This is a genomic window from Rheinheimera baltica DSM 14885, from assembly GCF_000425345.1.
GTDB classification, from domain to species: domain Bacteria; phylum Pseudomonadota; class Gammaproteobacteria; order Enterobacterales; family Alteromonadaceae; genus Alishewanella; species Alishewanella baltica.
On sequence record NZ_AUDG01000014.1, the window covers coordinates 1 to 16,439 of the forward strand.

At 46.9% G+C, this 16,439-nt stretch carries 18 protein-coding genes; 12 read left to right on the forward strand and 6 right to left on the reverse strand.

Going from position 1 to position 16,439, the window contains the following annotated elements:
* A partial coding sequence (locus tag H595_RS23800) for a transposase (RefSeq protein WP_156885935.1) occupies window positions 1-217 on the reverse strand: 217 nt, incomplete at its 3' end.
* Window positions 218-337: 120 nt separating this feature from the next.
* On the opposite strand from H595_RS23800, the gene H595_RS0106990 reads away from it, so the two are divergent.
* The 5 genes from H595_RS0106990 (at window position 338) to H595_RS0107010 (ending at window position 4,485) form a co-directional block, all read left to right on the forward strand.
* Window positions 338-715, forward strand: coding sequence for a type 2 periplasmic-binding domain-containing protein (locus H595_RS0106990; RefSeq protein ID WP_051219769.1), 378 nt, complete (start codon window positions 338-340; stop codon window positions 713-715).
* 8 nt (window positions 716-723) lie between these two features.
* Window positions 724-1,968: a hypothetical protein gene (locus H595_RS0106995; protein WP_027670573.1), complete on the forward strand. Its 1,245-nt coding sequence runs from the start codon at window positions 724-726 to the stop codon at window positions 1,966-1,968.
* 107 nt (window positions 1,969-2,075) lie between these two features.
* A complete protein-coding gene (locus tag H595_RS0107000; protein WP_027670574.1) occupies window positions 2,076-2,630 on the forward strand; it encodes an acyl-CoA thioesterase in 555 nt (184 codons plus the stop codon).
* A gap of 303 nt (window positions 2,631-2,933) precedes the next feature.
* Complete coding sequence (locus H595_RS0107005) at window positions 2,934-4,076, forward strand: porin (RefSeq protein WP_027670575.1); 1,143 nt, start codon at window positions 2,934-2,936, stop codon at window positions 4,074-4,076.
* A gap of 10 nt (window positions 4,077-4,086) precedes the next feature.
* Window positions 4,087-4,485, forward strand: coding sequence for a type 2 periplasmic-binding domain-containing protein (locus H595_RS0107010; RefSeq protein ID WP_027670576.1), 399 nt, complete (start codon window positions 4,087-4,089; stop codon window positions 4,483-4,485).
* A 46-nt stretch (window positions 4,486-4,531) separates the two neighbouring features.
* On the opposite strand, the gene ggt is transcribed toward H595_RS0107010, so the two are convergent.
* From ggt to H595_RS0107030, 4 genes are all read right to left on the reverse strand, one after another.
* Window positions 4,532-6,256, reverse strand: coding sequence for a gamma-glutamyltransferase (ggt, locus tag H595_RS0107015; protein WP_027670577.1), 1,725 nt, complete (start codon window positions 6,254-6,256; stop codon window positions 4,532-4,534).
* Window positions 6,257-6,349: 93 nt separating this feature from the next.
* Window positions 6,350-6,745 carry an acyl-CoA thioesterase gene (locus tag H595_RS0107020; RefSeq protein ID WP_027670578.1) on the reverse strand — a complete coding sequence of 132 codons (396 nt, stop codon included), beginning with the start codon at window positions 6,743-6,745 and terminating at the stop codon, window positions 6,350-6,352.
* A gap of 70 nt (window positions 6,746-6,815) precedes the next feature.
* The gene (locus tag H595_RS0107025) at window positions 6,816-7,496 is read right to left on the reverse strand and encodes a Fe2+-dependent dioxygenase (RefSeq protein ID WP_027670579.1); all 681 of its coding nucleotides are present in this window, start codon (window positions 7,494-7,496) and stop codon (window positions 6,816-6,818) included.
* Between the two features lie 86 nt (window positions 7,497-7,582).
* Window positions 7,583-9,790, reverse strand: coding sequence for a TonB-dependent receptor (locus tag H595_RS0107030; protein ID WP_037053974.1), 2,208 nt, complete (start codon window positions 9,788-9,790; stop codon window positions 7,583-7,585).
* 245 nt (window positions 9,791-10,035) lie between these two features.
* Here H595_RS0107030 and H595_RS21775 point away from each other — a divergent pair, with 245 nt between their 5' ends.
* The 7 genes from H595_RS21775 to H595_RS0107070 all read left to right on the forward strand — a co-directional run bounded on the left by H595_RS21775 (window position 10,036) and on the right by H595_RS0107070 (window position 15,782).
* Window positions 10,036-10,854 carry a DUF3450 family protein gene (locus H595_RS21775; RefSeq protein WP_084153508.1) on the forward strand — a complete coding sequence of 273 codons (819 nt, stop codon included), beginning with the start codon at window positions 10,036-10,038 and terminating at the stop codon, window positions 10,852-10,854.
* The gene (locus H595_RS21780; RefSeq protein ID WP_051219772.1) at window positions 10,851-12,161 is read left to right on the forward strand and encodes a MotA/TolQ/ExbB proton channel family protein; all 1,311 of its coding nucleotides are present in this window, start codon (window positions 10,851-10,853) and stop codon (window positions 12,159-12,161) included. The genes H595_RS21775 and H595_RS21780 overlap by 4 nt, the downstream gene beginning before the upstream one ends.
* Complete coding sequence (locus tag H595_RS0107050; protein ID WP_027670581.1) at window positions 12,158-12,559, forward strand: MotA/TolQ/ExbB proton channel family protein; 402 nt, start codon at window positions 12,158-12,160, stop codon at window positions 12,557-12,559. The genes H595_RS21780 and H595_RS0107050 overlap by 4 nt, the downstream gene beginning before the upstream one ends.
* A complete protein-coding gene (locus tag H595_RS0107055; protein WP_027670582.1) occupies window positions 12,544-12,948 on the forward strand; it encodes an ExbD/TolR family protein in 405 nt (134 codons plus the stop codon). The genes H595_RS0107050 and H595_RS0107055 overlap by 16 nt, the downstream gene beginning before the upstream one ends.
* 1 nt (window position 12,949) lies before the next feature.
* Window positions 12,950-13,579 carry an energy transducer TonB gene (locus tag H595_RS0107060; RefSeq protein ID WP_027670583.1) on the forward strand — a complete coding sequence of 210 codons (630 nt, stop codon included), beginning with the start codon at window positions 12,950-12,952 and terminating at the stop codon, window positions 13,577-13,579.
* A 17-nt stretch (window positions 13,580-13,596) separates the two neighbouring features.
* Complete coding sequence (locus H595_RS0107065; RefSeq protein WP_051219773.1) at window positions 13,597-14,952, forward strand: tetratricopeptide repeat protein; 1,356 nt, start codon at window positions 13,597-13,599, stop codon at window positions 14,950-14,952.
* A gap of 125 nt (window positions 14,953-15,077) precedes the next feature.
* On the forward strand, window positions 15,078-15,782 hold the full coding sequence (locus H595_RS0107070) for a 2OG-Fe(II) oxygenase (RefSeq protein ID WP_027670585.1): 705 nt from the start codon (window positions 15,078-15,080) through the stop codon (window positions 15,780-15,782).
* Between the two features lie 139 nt (window positions 15,783-15,921).
* On the opposite strand, the gene H595_RS0107075 is transcribed toward H595_RS0107070, so the two are convergent.
* Window positions 15,922-16,377, reverse strand: coding sequence for a GNAT family N-acetyltransferase (locus H595_RS0107075; RefSeq protein ID WP_027670586.1), 456 nt, complete (start codon window positions 16,375-16,377; stop codon window positions 15,922-15,924).
* Window positions 16,378-16,439: the final 62 nt, after the last annotated feature.

Below are 16,439 nucleotides of genomic sequence, written 5' to 3' on the forward strand. Positions count from 1 at the left end.
GAATGCCTTTTTTAGACCACAAGTTAAAACGCCGGTAGATGGCGCTCCAATCTCCAAAAGTTTCTGGCACATCGCGCCATGGGCAACCGACCCGCATCCGGTACAAAATGCCTTCGAAAGTATTTCTGTGTTCCGGTTTGTCATAAATGCGGCCTGTTTTAAGCATCAATCTGATTAGCTTTGACCAGCACTCGTCTGTTAACATTGTCCTTGGCATGATGGGTTGTCATGGTTAGTTTTTGGCGAAAGTAATTGTACCAGCCCATCATGCTGTCTAATAATCCATCTCGAAAGATCAACAAGCCCTAGTCGTTTCACGTTGTTTTTTATAGCATCTATGGTGGTGTCTGGCGCAACCTCTGCCGATATCGCCATCATTGTTAACCCTTCTAATACTGCAGAAATATCCACTGATGACATTAAAAGTTTATTTTCAGGACGACAAAAAAGCTTTTCCAATGGCAAAACAGCATTGTTATTGTCTCTGGAAGAAGACAACCCAACCCGTAGTGAATTTCATGATGCCGTGTTAGGAAAATCAGACGCGCAAATGAAGGCCTATTGGTCCAAGTTATTATTTACCGGAAAAGGGACACCGCCAAAAGAAACGTCAGTGGCAGAGATGCTCGAACTTATTGCCGATAACCCAAACACTATAGGTTATATAGACGCTGCAAGTGTCAACGGTAATGTCAAAGTCATCGCAACATTCTGAGGTACTCTATGAGAATACTGATCCTTTTATTAATCAGCACCGTGTTAACAGCTTTTAATACACAAGCGGAAATTCGCGTCAGTGGCTACGGCTCTATTGTTGCGGGCAAAGTGATTAGCGGTGATCCTGACCCCAGTGGCGATGTAGAGTTCCAAGTCGATTTTTATGACTATGCCTACTACATCGAAGAGTGGGACTGGGAACAAGAGTCAATGGTTGCACTGCAAATGAGCACCGACATCAGTGATAAAATGACTGCGACCATTCAACTGGTCGCCAAAGGTGCTGATGAGTGGAAACCAGATGTAGACTGGTTCTATGTTAGCCATGAACTTACTGAGAATAGTACTTTAATGGTAGGTCGGCGCATGCTTCCGATGTACTATTTTTCTGAGTATATGGAAGTAGGTTACGCTTACCCATGGATACGCCCACCAGCAAACTTATATTGGTGGGAAATCACTCAGTTTAATGGCGCAACCTATCTACATAATTTTTATCTGAATAATTGGTCAGTAGACGTAAGTGTCTTTGGCGGACGTGAAACACAACGCAATATCAAATCTCATGATTTCTGGCGTAATCGTGGTGGCTACTATTTTCCGCCTGAAGGCACCTACATAGCTGGTACAGCCGATGTAACCTGGAGTGAAATTATGGGGTTAAATGTAGCCGTGTCTAATGACTGGCTAGATTTGCGCGCGTCGTACTTCAAAACACACTATTCCACGACTGCCAATGTCATGTTTTTCGATGAGATTGATGTGGACAATGATGGTATCCCTGATAACGTTATTGAACGACGTACCAATCCGGATGGAACCCCTATTCGGTCAGGTAAATCGTCGCTGACGGACTTTGATCTCAGTTTTATCGGTCTTGGCGGTAGTATGACGTTTGATTACTTTACTTTCTTATTCGATTACAACTATGTCACGTACGATGACGGCTACGGATCTGAATTTCCAACCTATTATATAAGTGCGGTATACAACCATGAAACTTGGCAGCCATACATTGGTTTATCCAAAGCTAAATTGGAACTAACAAAGGATTATGAGGGCTTTGGTGTTGGTGATGCTGAAGAACATCAAATACTTACGTTAGGGCTTCGCTACAACGTAATGAACAACGCTTCACTTAAATTCGAGTGGAATAAGTTTGAAGATCAAGGTGATCGCTCACCCTGGTATGATTTTAGCTATCACAACGACGCTACCCTGTTCAGTGTCGCGCTAGATTTTATCTTCTAAACAACGACACATCCGGACCAACTTAGCAGCGCCGTTAAATCACGGCGCTGCCAAGGTCAAAATCCTGCTACACTAGGCTAAATTCAGTCTTCACAGGCAAAGAATCTATGAGCGACCTGTACAGAAAAGGCAATACTTCCCGCGTAACGCTATCGCAATTGATGCTGCCGTCACATTCTAATTTCAGTGGCAAAATTCATGGCGGGCACTTGTTGTCGCTTATGGATCAAATCGCGTTTGCCAGTGGCTCTAAATTTAGTGGTAAATACTGCGTTACGGCATCCGTTGACCGGGTAGACTTTCTTAACCCTATTGAAGTTGGCGAACTGGTTACGTTAAAGGCGTCCGTTAACTTTGTCGGCAATAGTTCGATGGTGGTTGGTATTCGGGTAGAGGCACAAAACATTCAAACCGGCAAAGTAAAGCACTGCAACTCGTCTTACTTCACAATGATCGCCAAAGATGAGCAGGGCAACAATGTGCGGGTACCGCGGCTGATATTAACCAGTAAAGAAGAAATTTTACGATTTGTGAAAACGACTCAGCGCTTAAAACTGCGCCACAACTATGCCGAATTGTGTGCAGACTTTGACGGCGATATGCATCAAGCAATTCATAATATACAACAGCACTTTGAAGTTAAATTTGAACTCCCCAGTTAACAGCACTTTAATAAATCTGAAATCTTAGCTATACCTAGTTGCAGGTTCTTTAAACTATTCAAGTCAAAATAGCTTTCGACGACAGCTGGCCTATTTTTTCAAGAAAAACAGAACGTTAATTTTAAGTTGGCCTTGGGCATGCCCGTTTTATTGCTCTGAGTACTTTTACTATCCCAACATATAACCATACCAAGACCCATGTCTCAAATGAAACAAATGTCGCATATGTCTTGATGTGTTTAAAAAATGCCCTATACTGTGCTCAAATTAAGTTTCAAATAACACAACCGAACTGAGGTCAAGATGAAAAAAACCTTACTAACCATTGCAATGGTGACTGCATTAAGCACCACCTTTGCACATGCAGACACAACGATTAATGGCTTCGCGTCAATAAAAGCGGGGATGACGACATCTTCAGATGAAAGTTTGTATGAATACTCTGATGAACTGGACTTTAAAACCGGCAGTTTATTTGCACTACAAATTAAATCAGACCTGGGTGAAAAATTATCGGTTACCGGTCAGCTACTTGGTCGAGGCTCAGATGACTTTGATGTCCAGTTTGAATGGCTATATCTGTCCTATCAACTTAGCGACAATTTAACCTTGAACGCTGGCCGTATTGGTGTGCCATTTTTTAAATACTCTGATTTTAAAGATGTAGGTTATGCCTATGCATGGAATATCGCGCCACAGAGCGTCTATTCGGGTGTAGGCTTTACCAATGTTGAGGGTATTTCATTGTACTACACCACAGCACTGGGTGATTTTGACACTTCTATTCAAGTTCTCTATGGTTCGTCGTCAAATAACAATCCAATCTTTGATCAGCCTGCATCAACAGACCAGAACAACGTTGTTTCAGTCAACGTAGAGTTAAGCCGTGATTGGTATTCGTTCCGTGCAGCCTATGTTCAAGGTGATATTTCTGTAACATCAAACGCTTTTAGTCCATTGACGGCAGCATTATTTAACACCAATGTCCCTGGTTTTCAAGCGCTGGCTTCAGAGCTTGATTTTGATGAAGACAAAGGCACTTTTTATGGCGTCGGCGTTACACTTGAACCTGGCAATTGGAATATTGTATTTGAATACAATGATATAGGCATAGAAAATTCTTTTTACTCAGACAGAACAAACTATTACTTATCAGCAGGCTACAGACTAGACAACATTCAACCTTATGTTGTGTTCGAACGCGAAGACCATAAAAGTAAAGACAGTATTTATCAGCCTTACATCGATATATTACCACCGCAGTTACTGCAACCCGTTATCGGTATTGTAGCGGGGCAAGAATTTGATGCAACGACCGTAAGTGCCGGATTACGTTATGATTTTCATCCGTCAGCGGCCTTCAAAGTCCAATACAGTTCACAGAACAACAAAACTACCGACAATCGCATTGGCTTGATCACTGTTGGCGTTGATTTAGTATTCTAGGAGAAGCAACATGAAAAAATTAACACTCTTTTTAGCGACAACCAGCATGATGTGTTTTTCAACCATCGCACAGGTAGTCGTTGTGGTAAATCCGGCGATGAATGAAACTATTACTAATGATGAAATCGCCCGCATTTATACGGGACGGTCGTCAGCATTGACCCCGGTCAACCTTCGTGATTCCGACACTAAACGGGCAATATTTGATGAAAAAGCAGTGGGTCGCTCATCTTCACAATTAAAAGCCTATTGGTCAAAGCTGGTTTTCACAGGCAAAGGCAATCCACCAAAAGAGCTAGCCAGCGATGCTGATGTTGTCTCTTTTGTTGGCTCAAATGAATATGCTATCGGTTACATTGACGCAGCCAATGTAACTGATCAGGTAAAGGTTATACACACAATAAACTGATAAACGAAAAGGTATACCTGTTTTCACGGGTATACCTTTAATCTGTCTAGTACCCTGCAGCCTGACCATCTTTACGAGATTCTGACGCACCAATCCAAACGCCGTTTTTATGATCTCGCATGATAGCCTGATAGCCGCCGTAGCCACCTAAGCCATAACGTACATCATGGCCTTTTTGCATCAGCGCGCGCACAGTGTCATAAGGCACACCACGTTCCACTTCAGTATAACCCCCGTTCTGCAGATACATCTCGCTACCGTCAGTGGGCTCAGTGCTACCTAAGTGTTGCCAACGTGCCGCGTCACCGGCTTCTTGCAGGTTCATACCATAGTCGACCATATTAACCAGAATTTGCACATGACCTTGTGGCTGCATTGCACCACCCATGACACCAAAACTGATTAAAGGCTGATTATCTTTTGTCACGAAGGCGGGAATAATAGTTTGAAACGGCCGCTTACCGGGGGCATAAACATTGGCGTGCTTTTTATCTAAAGAAAACAATTCGCCACGGTCCTGAAACACAAAACCTAACCCCGGCACAACAACGCCTGAACCCATACCCCGGTAGTTACTTTGGATCAGTGACACCATGTTGCCGTCTTTATCGGCAGTGGTCATATAAATGGTATCGCCTTGGTATAACGCCGGATTGCCGGCATCAACCCGTTTTGCCGCCTTTTCACCGATTAACTTTGCGCGTTCACGGCCATACTCTGCAGAAATAAGACCGGCAACAGGGGCTTTATTAAAATCTTGATCGGCATAAAATTTTGCCCGGTCTTCAAATGCCAGCTTTTTAGCTTCAATAAGCCAATGCAGGCTTTGTGGTGTATTAAAACCAGCGGCTTTTAAATCGAAATTTTTCAGAATCTGTAACATTTGCAGTGCTGCAATACCCTGGCCGTTGGGTGGCAATTCCCATAATGTATAACCTTTGTAGTCTACCCCAACCGGCTCAACCCAGTCAGAGCGGTGTTTGGCAAAGTCGTCATAGCGCAAGTAACCACCATTCTCGCGCATAAAACTATCAATCTGTTTAGTAAGTTCACCCCGATAAAATGCATCTCGCCCATCTTTCGCTAACATCTTTAATGTATTCGCCAACGCCGGATTTTTAAAAATTTCGCCCTTTGCCGGGGCCTTGCCGTTGATGGTAAAAGTACCGATAAAGTCACCAGGTTGTTTGCTTAATACAGGGACACTGCGATCCCAGTAATAGGCGATTAACTCACTTACCGGAAAACCAGTTTCGGCATAACCAATTGCTGGCTGCAAAATGTCGCGCATTGGCAAACGACCAAATTTGCTGTGTAGCTCAAACCAGCCATCCACGGCGCCAGGCACACTAATAGGCAGCATGCCGTGTGGCGGCAGGTCTTTACGGCCAAGTTTGTCTAACTCTGCTTGTAGGGTGTCGTAACTTAAACCTAACGGTGAGCGGCCCGACGCATTTAAACCATGCAGTTTCTGGCTTTTTGCATCCCAGACAATGGCATACAAGTCACCGCCAATACCATTGCCCGTTGGTTCCATCAGACCCAGTGCTGCATTCGCCGCAATAGCCGCGTCAATGGCATTGCCACCTTGCTTCATTATATCCAATGCAATTTGCGTTGCTAACGGCTGGCTGGTTGCGGCCATCGCTGAAGGCGCTATCACTTCGGAGCGGCTGGCGAAATCCTCTCCGGTTATCCGGTCAAAACTGTAGACGGCACCAGAAAATGCCAGGCTAACGCCTGCAGCAACTGCAACTATAAGGCTTTTCATTACACACTCCATGCTTTGGGTTTAGTACGACCTTACGCAGACGGCAATATATCTGCCATCGCTTTACGACCAGACTCATTCTGGTTGCGATGGTTATGTCGGCAACGCGTGCAAACTAAGCTGATGTTTTTGCTCTGCAGAGATTGGCACAGCAGCGCTTGTGGCGTAGTTAAAGTGCACCATTACCGCGGTGCCCGATACCGTTTTCACGCCGTTCTGCCAGGCTTCTTGGTACACATCAAACGAACTATTTCCCATACGGCTGATATAAGTCCGTAGTTCAACTTCAGCGCCGAAGTGGGTTTGTGCATGATAATCGAGCTTAATACTGGCAATAATCAGAGGCCATTGCTGCAAATTTAGCGCTGGGCTAAAAATTTTAAAAACGTTCTGCCTTGCCCCTTCAAACCAGACAGCAAACACTGTGTTATTGATATGGCCCAGCGCATCGGTATCAGAAAAACGTGGGTAGAAACATTCGCTAAACATAAACAGTTCCCTGAAAAAAACAGGCTGGTATCATGCTTCAGCGTGTTAAGGGATACAAGCAGCCTGTTTTTTAAGTTTGTGCCCATTGACGTAGCAAATTGTGATATACGCCGGTCAATTGTACAATTTCGTTACTGTCCGCAACTTTTTGTCGCAACGCTTGAATAGCCATGTCCATATCAAACAACAAACTGCGTTTCTCATCACTGGCAACCATACTTTGAAGCCAAAAAAACGATGCTAGCCGCCTACCACGGGTAACCGGGGTAACTTTATGCAAGCTGGTTGACGGGTACAGCACCATATCTCCTGCCGCCAACTTAACCTTATGGGCACCAAAGGTGTCTTCTATTACCAGCTCACCACCGTCGTAGTCTTGCGGTTCTGATATAAACAATGTCATCGACAAATCTGTCCGCACCTTTACCGGTGTCCCCGGAACTTGACGAATTGCATTATCGACATGCACGCCAAACGACTGCCCACCCTGATAACAGTTAAATAAAGGCGGGAAGATTTTCAATGGCAACGCCGCTGACATAAACAGCTTGTTACCAGACAATGCCTGCAACACAAGTTCGCCCAGTTGCAGCGCATCCTGGCTCTGCTCAGGCAGCTGCAAATTGTGTTTAGCCTGTGCTGATTGATACCCGGCTGTACTGCTTCCATCTGCCCAATCGGCAGCCAGTAATACATCTCTACAGGCCGCAACCTGCGCCTGGTTTAATACTTGTGGAATTTTTAACAGCATAATGAGTCCTGTGCAATTTAACCTTACCTAAGGCTAAAAGCCCCGCCGGCATTGCTGCTAGCGGGGGTCTTTATCTATTTAATTTATCAGAAGTTGTAGTGTGCCGTTACGCTAACGTGCCGGCCTTCACCAGGGATAAAATGTCCACCGCCAAGCTGTTCAATGTAACGTTTATCGCTTAGGTTTATACCGTTTAACTGCATTCCAATTTTGTCTGTAAGCTGGTACGCCAGCATCAGGTCGTACGTGGTGTACCCCGCAGCGGTTTTACGGTTTGCTGACGAGCTATTGAAACGCTCTCCCACATACTGCGCTCCTGCACCAAACGCCAGCTGATCGTTAAAATCATACCGGGTCCAAACACTGGCTGAGTGCTCAGGCGTTCCAGACAACGGCATACCAATTTGGCTGGCATCATCGCCCTCGGCATGAGTAATTTCGCTGTCTTGATAAGTGTAAGCGGCAATCAGCGTCCAGTTCGGCTTAATATAACCCACTGCACTTAGCTCCAGCCCCTGTACCCGCTGTTCACCGTTTAAGGTATCAAAACTGCTCTGATCGCCAGAAAAATCCGGGTCATCAGTGCGGGCATGATTTTTTTCAGTACGAAATATTGCCGCACTGGCGAGCAGCCGACTGTCAAATAAATCCCACTTTGTACCAAACTCATAACTTAGTGTTTCTTCCGGCTCCAAGTCCACCAGATTACTATTGCTGTTGGTCGACACGGTTAACCCCTCTGCTGACGGGTTAAAGGAGTTACCCAAAGCAAAGTAAATGCTGCCATTGCTGGCTGGTTTAAACACCAATCCTGCATTCCAGCTAAACACGCTATCGCGGGTGTCTGCTACTAAGGCAGCATCGGTGTAGCTATATTGGTAATCTGTTTCAAACTTGTCCCAGCGCCCACCCAAGGTTAATTCCCACTGCGGGGTTAACGTTAACGTATCAAACAAATACACCGCGATGTTCTTACCTTCAGCTTTGATACTGTTACCATCACGGCCATATTGGCCGGTAAACGGCACATGCGCGTCGGGGTGATACAAATCGACCAGTGACGGTGTACTGTCCAGATTATCGTCTACCAGATCGACCATGTTCCAGCGTTTGAAAGTTTCAGCTGCCCATTCAATACCGCTGACAACATTGTGCTTAACACCACCGGTTTGATATTCGCCAATCAGATCCAGCTGCACAGCCTGAAGCGAGTTTTTGCTGTCGCGGGTTTTCTCATCGCTTTGACGCACTTCGGTGCCGGTTTTTTGATTGTAGAAACGTGGCGCAGTTACCACCCCTTCACGTGCCACCGATCCTAACCGAGCCTGCATCCGCAATGTTGTTGTATCACTGATATCCTGCTCAAAACGGCCGGTTAATGACTGCGCGCTAATGTCTTCGTAATCACGAAATACATTGCCATAAAAATTGTCAAAGCTAACCGGCGGCGCCTGATAAAGGTAATCTGTCAGTTCCGGCACCGCGGCCGGATCGGACACCCAAGGAATACCGTAGTCTGGCATATTGTCTTGTTTTTGGTATTCCGCATTCAGGCTAAAACGTTGGGCCGAGCCAATACCGGTAGCCAGTGACATCGCAGCAGCATTTTTACTGTTGAACACGTTATCACGCCCGGCGACATCGGCATCATCAGTGAGTAAGTTAAGCCGCAACGCCGTGCTATCCCCCAGGGAAATATTGCTATCTAGCGTAGCGCGGTAATCAGACTCCGAACCAATACGCAAGCTAACATCAGTAAACTGATCCAGCTTTGCAGTCTTCGACTGTAAATTGATACTGCCGCCAGTCGCACCTCGGCCAGATACTGCAGATCCCGGGCCTTTGGCCACTTCAATGCTTTCCAAATTGTAAGTATCGCGGCTGTAACCCGCGATATCGCGAATACCATCCACAAAAATATCCGTTGCAGCCTTGAAGCCTCGAATTGACATACTGTCACCACTAGGGGCACCACCTTCGCCAGCCGCCAGAGAAATACCAGAGACATTACGCAAGGCATCACGCAGGCTATCAACAGCCCGATCTTTCATTACCGCTTGTGGAATGACCGTAATAGTTTTAGCCGTGTCTAATAAGGGCTGCGTAAATTTGATATTGGCCGATTGTTCAACTTTTACATCATCCTCAGTAGTCGTTTTCGCTTTCGCAACCGCCAACTCCTGAACGGCTGTTGTTTGCTGTGCAACGGCGTGGCCGGTCCAAACGGCACATGCAATTGTTACTGCTAACGCTAGTGGGGCTTTGTGAAAGGCATTATCCACAACTCGAGTCATTTTCTGCTCCATAGTATTGTCCGGCGCACTAGCAACTCATGGCTTAGCTATCAGCTATAACTATCAGCCATATACATCAGCTTTAACCATCAGTGCTGTAGTCTGCTGGAAATTAAAAATTCGGCCAAATGCTAGCACCACATAAAAGCAATGTAAATGATAATAGTTATCAGTTGTATTTAATGTATTGATTTGCCATAATGCACTCACCGTTAATGTTGTGAACTTCCAAATTTTGGCGAAGCATGAAAAAACGATCTTTTCACTTCACTACTTTGATTTTAACGCTGGGTTGTATGGCGTTTTCTGCGTTGGTAAATGCCACTTCTGAGCAACCTTCTGCGCAGCAGCTTGACGCTTTGGTGCAGCAATGGCTGGCGCTTGAGCAACAGCAGTTAAACCAACAAAAAGACTGGCAACTACGCAAGCAAAGCCTGCAGCAGGGTATTAGTTTATTACAGGCTGAAATTAAACAATTACAGCAACTTCAAACGCAAAACACACAGCAACACAATGCTGTTGATGAGCAGCGAACGGCTCTGCTGGCACAGCAGCAGCAACTAGAACAACAGCAACAACAAGGCGCAGAGTTTATTGACACCTTGCTGTTGCAGGTAAGTAGCATGCAGTCTCAGTTACCACCACCATTGCAGCAGCTGTGGCAGCAAGAACTCGCTAGCTTGCCAGAGCAAGCTGAACCGTCAGTAACATTGCAACGCGCACTACTACTGCTAAGCAAGCTGGCAGAATTTCAACACAGGCTAAGCCTGGATGAAATGACACTTACTACAGATCAAGGCCAGCCGGTTAGAGTTCGTCAATTGTATTTAGGCGCAAGCCAGGCTTGGTTTAGCAGTGCCGATGGCAGTTATGCCGGTATCGGCCTCCCTGACAGCAACGGCTGGCAATGGCAGTTCGACAGCAATATTGCTGGTGTGCACGTGCTACAGGCTATCGCTATGGTAGAAAAAAAGGTGCAAGCTGAGCTGATTAGTCTGCCAATACAGCTTTCTGTACAAACCGCTGCAAGTTCTGCCTCGGCAATGCAGGAGCCATTACCATGAAGCCCAGCCACCAGGCGTACCCAATTGCACTACAATCATTAGCCGCTTTTTGGTTGCTGTTATTACCTGCATCAATGGCATTCGCGGCCGATGTGCAAACGTCGGTACTACAGGACATTAAACAGGCGCAGCAGGCATTAAAAGCCATCGAGCAACAGATTAGCCAACAGCAACAGCAGTTGGTCACCCAATATCAAACCTTGCAACAACAAGTGCAGCAGTTACGCCATCAAACGGCAATATCGCGTCGTGCTGAAGATGAAAGCACATTAGGGCTTACGCAATTAACTGAAAGGCTGAAAAGCTGGCAAGATCAACAACAGTATCAGCAAAACCAACTGGCAAGTTTTATTCGTCAACATAAGTTAAGTGCCAGTAACAATACGCTTACCGCACAACTTAAAGCCGCAACCGGTTTTGCCAGCAGCCTGCAACGCAACCTTTACCCGCAATGGCACACGCAGGATATTATTCAACAAAATGGTGAGCTGACGAAGGCGCAAGTACTTAGCGCCGGGCCAGTTAGCTGGTATTGGTTAGCACAGCAGCAACAAGGCGGCTTATTACAGCATCGTCAGGACACAACAGACACCTGGAGCGTTGCACTGCCGTTTACTGACAGCAGTTCGCTGGCACAACTACAGCAACAGCAACGAGCAAAGCTACTGTTCGATCCTAGCCTGAGCAAAGCGTTGCTGCGCAGCAACCAAGATGAGTCAGCATTGCATCACATTAGTAAAGGCGGTATCTGGGCGCTACCTATTCTGGTATTTGCCTTGGTTGCATTGGCCATTGCATTGCACAAAGCCTGGCAACTGTGGCGCCTACCCCCGGTGCACGTCGCTAAGTTGCCGCAAGCGCGTATGGCAAAGCACAGCGGTTATGCGCGGGAACTGGCCGCTTGCAGCGTAAGCTTTGCGATTGGTCAGCAGCGTGATGACGCACTATTTGCTGTGCTGCAGCAGAGTAAACTGGCCCTTGAGGCCCGTCTTGGCGCCATAGCGGTAACAGCCGCCGTTGCCCCGTTACTTGGTTTGTTAGGTACGGTTAGTGGCATGATTGAAACCTTTAACATGATGACCTTGTTTGGTTCCGGCGACCCACAAGTGGTGTCTGGCGGTATTGCACAAGCATTAATTACCACCGAACTTGGGCTGGTAGTGGCAATACCCGCTTTGGTACTGCACGCGTTACTATCACGCCAAGCACGTCGCTATTATCACCAGTTGGAAGCACTGGCCCTAAGCTTATCACAAAGCGTTACCGGAGAAGCCGCACCAGGCTTCACTACGGAGCATGCCGCATGATCAACCTGCTACTGGACAATGTCGTGTGCTGGCTGATACTAGCCGCCGCTTTGGGTAGTTATCAGCTGCTACTGCAGGAATGGTTACTACTGCGATCTGGACACTGGCAGCAATGTGGTCAATGGCAGCCATTTAACACAGTCTTGATTGCCAGTATGCCACTGTGTGGCTTGCTGGGCACCATTATCGGCTTGTTAAGTGTATTCGCCAACCTGGCCTCTGGAAGCAATGGCGCGGCAGAACTTAGCAATGGTATTGGCCAAGCTCTTTTTACCACCCAATTGGGGTTGACCTGTGCTATACCCGCCTGGCTGTTGCAGTCGATGGTTAACAGCAAGCTGACACGTGCACGCGTTAACGACATGGCAGTGCAGGAGGCCGCATGCAGCAACGTTTAAGCCAACGAATTGAACAACAGCAGCAAACTATAGATATGTCACCGCTGTTGGATGTGGTGTTTATTCTACTTATTTTCTTTATTGTCACCACGGTGTTTGTGCGTGAAACCGGGGTTGAAGTTGATAAACCACAGGCCGTATCAGCCAACCAGCTACAGCAAATGGTCATTCTGCTGGCAATTACGGATCAGGGTAGTGTGTATTACGATAACAGCAATATCGGTGTGGCAGGTGTCAGACCTACGGTTGAACAATTGCTTCGCGAGCGCAGCCGCCCCGTGGTGTTGCAGGTTGATAAAAATGTATCAGCTGAACTGTTGGTCAGCGTGTTGGATGCGGCTAAACTCGCCGGTGCTCCCCAAGTTAGCCTGGCGACGGTAGCACAATAATATGCATTCACGCCTGCGCTTACTTGCATTCGCTTTAAGTTTACTTTTACTCGCTGCAGCACTGGGTATGATGTGGTACGCCCGCCAGTTTGAACCACAACAAGCGCAATTGCTGGTGCGGCCATTAGATGTCGCGATGTTGCCGTTACCGCCGCCACCTCCACCGCCCAGTCCGCCTCAACCCGTTACCCATGCCGCGGCGCTGGATGTAAAGATCAGTCACTCTGCTGCAGTGAAAATACCCACCCACCAGATCAAGGTGCCGCAGCCGAAACTCAGCATAAATGCACCGCAACCGCAGATAGAGCAGCTTCAGTGGCAATCACTGGATTTGCAGATCACCGCGTTTAGCTTAGCGCAATTAGACACCTTGCCTGTGTTGCAAACACCGTTAAACGTCACATTCCCCAGAAGCTTAACTCGCCAAGGTGTGACAAACGTGTTGGTAAAACTCGACATTCTGATTAATGAGCAAGGCCGGCTTACGCTGCTTGATGTATTGGAAAACCCTTACCCTGAACTACGACCAGAAATAGAACGCCTTGTCCGCAACAGTCGCTTTAGTATGCCAACCAAAGGCAATGCTGCGGTAAGTGCACGTTTTATCTGGCCAATAGAATTTAAACCCTGATGCGGAAGTGTGACGCGATGAACCCTTTGTTAAAAACAACCTTAGCCGGATTAATCTTGTTTAGTGGCGTCAGCACTGCCGATACCTTGCAGGTTAAGTTGGCGGATCCAACATGGCAGGTTGTGCTAAACAACAACGCCATTGCCCAGCGCACAACCGCCATTTCACCCACAGAGGCCAGTTTTGCCCGTCAGTTACAGCCGTTACTGCAGCAAAAAGACTATAACGCCATTGCAGATTTATTTGCTAAGCGCCCAGAAGCGCAAGATAGTAGTGCGTTACAGGTATTACGTGGCCAGGTGCTGCTGTCATTACAACATTACGAACAGGCCGCTACCGCATTGCAGGCGGCGTTGAGACAGCAGCCCGACCTGGCATTAGCGCATCAGGCTATTAGCTTAGTCTTTATGCAGCAACAACAGTATCAGAAAGCCAGGCCACATTTGGTTGCCGCGATTAATTTGGGCGTTGCCGATGCACAAACCTATGGCCAACTGGCCTTTATTAACTTGCAAGCATCACAAGCCGCCAGCGCCATAGCAGGGTATCAGCAGGCCTTGTTACTTGAGCCCGATAATATGCAGTGGCAACAAGGCTTACTGTATGCGCTAATTCAAAGTCAGGCCTGGCCACAAGCTCAGGCTATGCTAGAGCAGTTACTGCAACAGCAGCCAGATAACAAAGCACTATGGCTGCAGCGCAGTCAGTTGGCTTTAAGCCAAGAGCACCAGCAACAAGCACTAGCAAGTATCGAAGTGGCGCTGCGCCTGGGTGAAACCGCTGCAGAAAACCTCTTGCTCGCAGCACAGTTACATTTTGCCAACGGTAGTGCCGAGCGTGGCGCCAGCCTGCTACAACAGGTTATCGTCAGCAACAAAGACAGTACTGCCTGGCACGCCCCCTTGGTGCAAGCAGCACGTTATTTAAGCTATAAGCAACAATGGGCAGCTCTGCGACGCTTATTACAACAAGCTGAACTGCCTAAGCAGCAATTAACACCGCAACAGCAATCGCAACTTGAGCTGGTCAAGGCCGAACTGGCTAATGCAGATAACAAACCCAAGCTAGCTCTTAATGCATTGCAACAGGCCGTCGCACTGGATCCCTTAGCGGGTGATGCACTGCTGGCATTGGCACTATGGTATGAAAATAAGAATAATGTTGAATTGGCTAGCCTCACTTACAGCCGTGCTGCCACCATTAAAGACGTGCAAATACCGGCGTTGCAGGCACAAGCACAGCTGGAAATAAACCGTCAGCAATATCAAGTGGCGCTGCAATTGTTGCAACAGGTGCAGCAACTGGCCCCACATCGGCAGGACATTTTGGACAATATCCGTAGCCTACAGCAACTCGTTCGTCAGCAACGATAAACCGATGCGGGTTTACCGGTTTTGCTGCTTTTACCTCAGGGCAGAATGCAGTAAGGTAATTAGCATTCTTATAAAAGATACCTAAACAGGTATTTGACAGACTTCTTGCTGACTGAGTGACAAACATGACTGACTTTATTGAAATTTACGACGATGCTTTATCAGCAGAGTTTTGCCAGCAACTTATTAAGACGTTTGATAGCAGTCCGCACACCACGCAAGGACGCACCGGTGGCGGCGTTGATTTGACAAAGAAAAACAGTACCGACTTATACCTTTATCAGCATGCCGAATACCAGCCGTTGCTGCAGGTGATCTGGCAGGCAACCACGTATTATGCCGCAGAGTATTTCAAAAAATACCATTTTGCGTTAATTGGCCCGGTTGGCTTAACCATAGCACACCCACAAACTGGCCAGCCAGTTGCCATTACCCAAGACAACTATGCTGAGCTGGGTGCAAATAAAGCAGTAGATTTTATGCGTACGCTTTATCGGTTAGGGCCAATACAAGCGCAGAAATACCAAGCAGGGGTTGGCAACTACGGTTATTGGCACAGCGAAGTTTACCCACAACAAGGCAGCACAGAGCCATTGCATCGCACATTACTATTTATGTTCTATTTAAATGATGTCGCTGAGGGCGGCCAGACCGAGTTTTATTATCAGCAAAAAAGCATTCAACCCAAAGCGGGCCGCATGGTGATTGCCCCAGGCTATTTTACGCATACACACCGCGGTTGCGTGCCTGTATCAAATGACAAATACATTCTTACCAGTTGGATATTATTTAACAGCGCAGAACAGATCTACGGCCCAGCTGTACGCTGACCATAATGCTAACCAATAAAACGCCTCTATTGCAGTACAAAGCGTTTTTTAGACAACGTGTAGGGCGATAGAACTAATACTGTGCGCCGGCTGCAAACGATTCAGTTAACAAAGCCGCATACATCGCGGCTTTGTTGGTTTATTGCACCGGTTTTATCATTTTCAAATGCGGAATATCATCTTCTAGGTAAGGTTCACTTGCCGGTTTAAAACCTAAATCCTGATAAAATTGCTGTAAATAGCACTGGGCAGAAATGTGAATGTCGGTATCTGGCCATAGCTCCGATGCAACCGATAACGTTCTTTCAACCAATACTTGCCCCAGCCCTAAACGACGTGCCGTTTGCGATACACATACCCGCCCTACTCCAGGGAAGCCATCAAAACTTACACCCGGCGCCAACACGCGTGAATAAGCAATCACCTTGTCACCTTTCTTCAATATGATATGACGGGTTTCTGGGTGTAAATCTTTGTCATCCAATTCCGGATAAGGGCAATTCTGCTCCACTACAAACACATCTACCCGCAGCTGCAACAGCGAATACAAGGTTAACGTGTCCAGCTCGGCAAAGGTCTGCACTTGCCATTGCATAGTTATTTATCCCTAATAGCCAACTTTATCAGCACTATAACAGAGCCGGGCAAGGCTTCGCC

Bases quoted from the DNA above. Each gene is read 5' to 3' on its own strand.
- ggt (WP_027670577.1), bottom strand. From the start codon at position 6,256: ATGAAAAGCCTTATAGTTGCAGTTGCTGCAGGCGTTAGCCTGGCATTT.
- H595_RS0107070 (WP_027670585.1), top strand. From the start codon at position 15,078: ATGACTGACTTTATTGAAATTTACGACGATGCTTTATCAGCAGAGTTT.
- H595_RS0107055 (WP_027670582.1), top strand. From the start codon at position 12,544: ATGCAGCAACGTTTAAGCCAACGAATTGAACAACAGCAGCAAACTATA.
- H595_RS0107025 (WP_027670579.1), bottom strand. From the start codon at position 7,496: ATGCTGTTAAAAATTCCACAAGTATTAAACCAGGCGCAGGTTGCGGCC.
- H595_RS21780 (WP_051219772.1), top strand. From the start codon at position 10,851: ATGAAGCCCAGCCACCAGGCGTACCCAATTGCACTACAATCATTAGCC.
- H595_RS0107020 (WP_027670578.1), bottom strand. From the start codon at position 6,745: ATGTTTAGCGAATGTTTCTACCCACGTTTTTCTGATACCGATGCGCTG.
- H595_RS0106990 (WP_051219769.1), top strand. From the start codon at position 338: ATGGTGGTGTCTGGCGCAACCTCTGCCGATATCGCCATCATTGTTAAC.
- H595_RS0107060 (WP_027670583.1), top strand. From the start codon at position 12,950: ATGCATTCACGCCTGCGCTTACTTGCATTCGCTTTAAGTTTACTTTTA.
- H595_RS0107005 (WP_027670575.1), top strand. From the start codon at position 2,934: ATGAAAAAAACCTTACTAACCATTGCAATGGTGACTGCATTAAGCACC.
- H595_RS0107030 (WP_037053974.1), bottom strand. From the start codon at position 9,790: ATGACTCGAGTTGTGGATAATGCCTTTCACAAAGCCCCACTAGCGTTA.
- H595_RS0106995 (WP_027670573.1), top strand. From the start codon at position 724: ATGAGAATACTGATCCTTTTATTAATCAGCACCGTGTTAACAGCTTTT.
- H595_RS0107050 (WP_027670581.1), top strand. From the start codon at position 12,158: ATGATCAACCTGCTACTGGACAATGTCGTGTGCTGGCTGATACTAGCC.
- H595_RS0107000 (WP_027670574.1), top strand. From the start codon at position 2,076: ATGAGCGACCTGTACAGAAAAGGCAATACTTCCCGCGTAACGCTATCG.
- H595_RS21775 (WP_084153508.1), top strand. From the start codon at position 10,036: ATGAAAAAACGATCTTTTCACTTCACTACTTTGATTTTAACGCTGGGT.
- H595_RS0107075 (WP_027670586.1), bottom strand. From the start codon at position 16,377: ATGCAATGGCAAGTGCAGACCTTTGCCGAGCTGGACACGTTAACCTTG.
- H595_RS0107010 (WP_027670576.1), top strand. From the start codon at position 4,087: ATGAAAAAATTAACACTCTTTTTAGCGACAACCAGCATGATGTGTTTT.
- H595_RS0107065 (WP_051219773.1), top strand. From the start codon at position 13,597: ATGAACCCTTTGTTAAAAACAACCTTAGCCGGATTAATCTTGTTTAGT.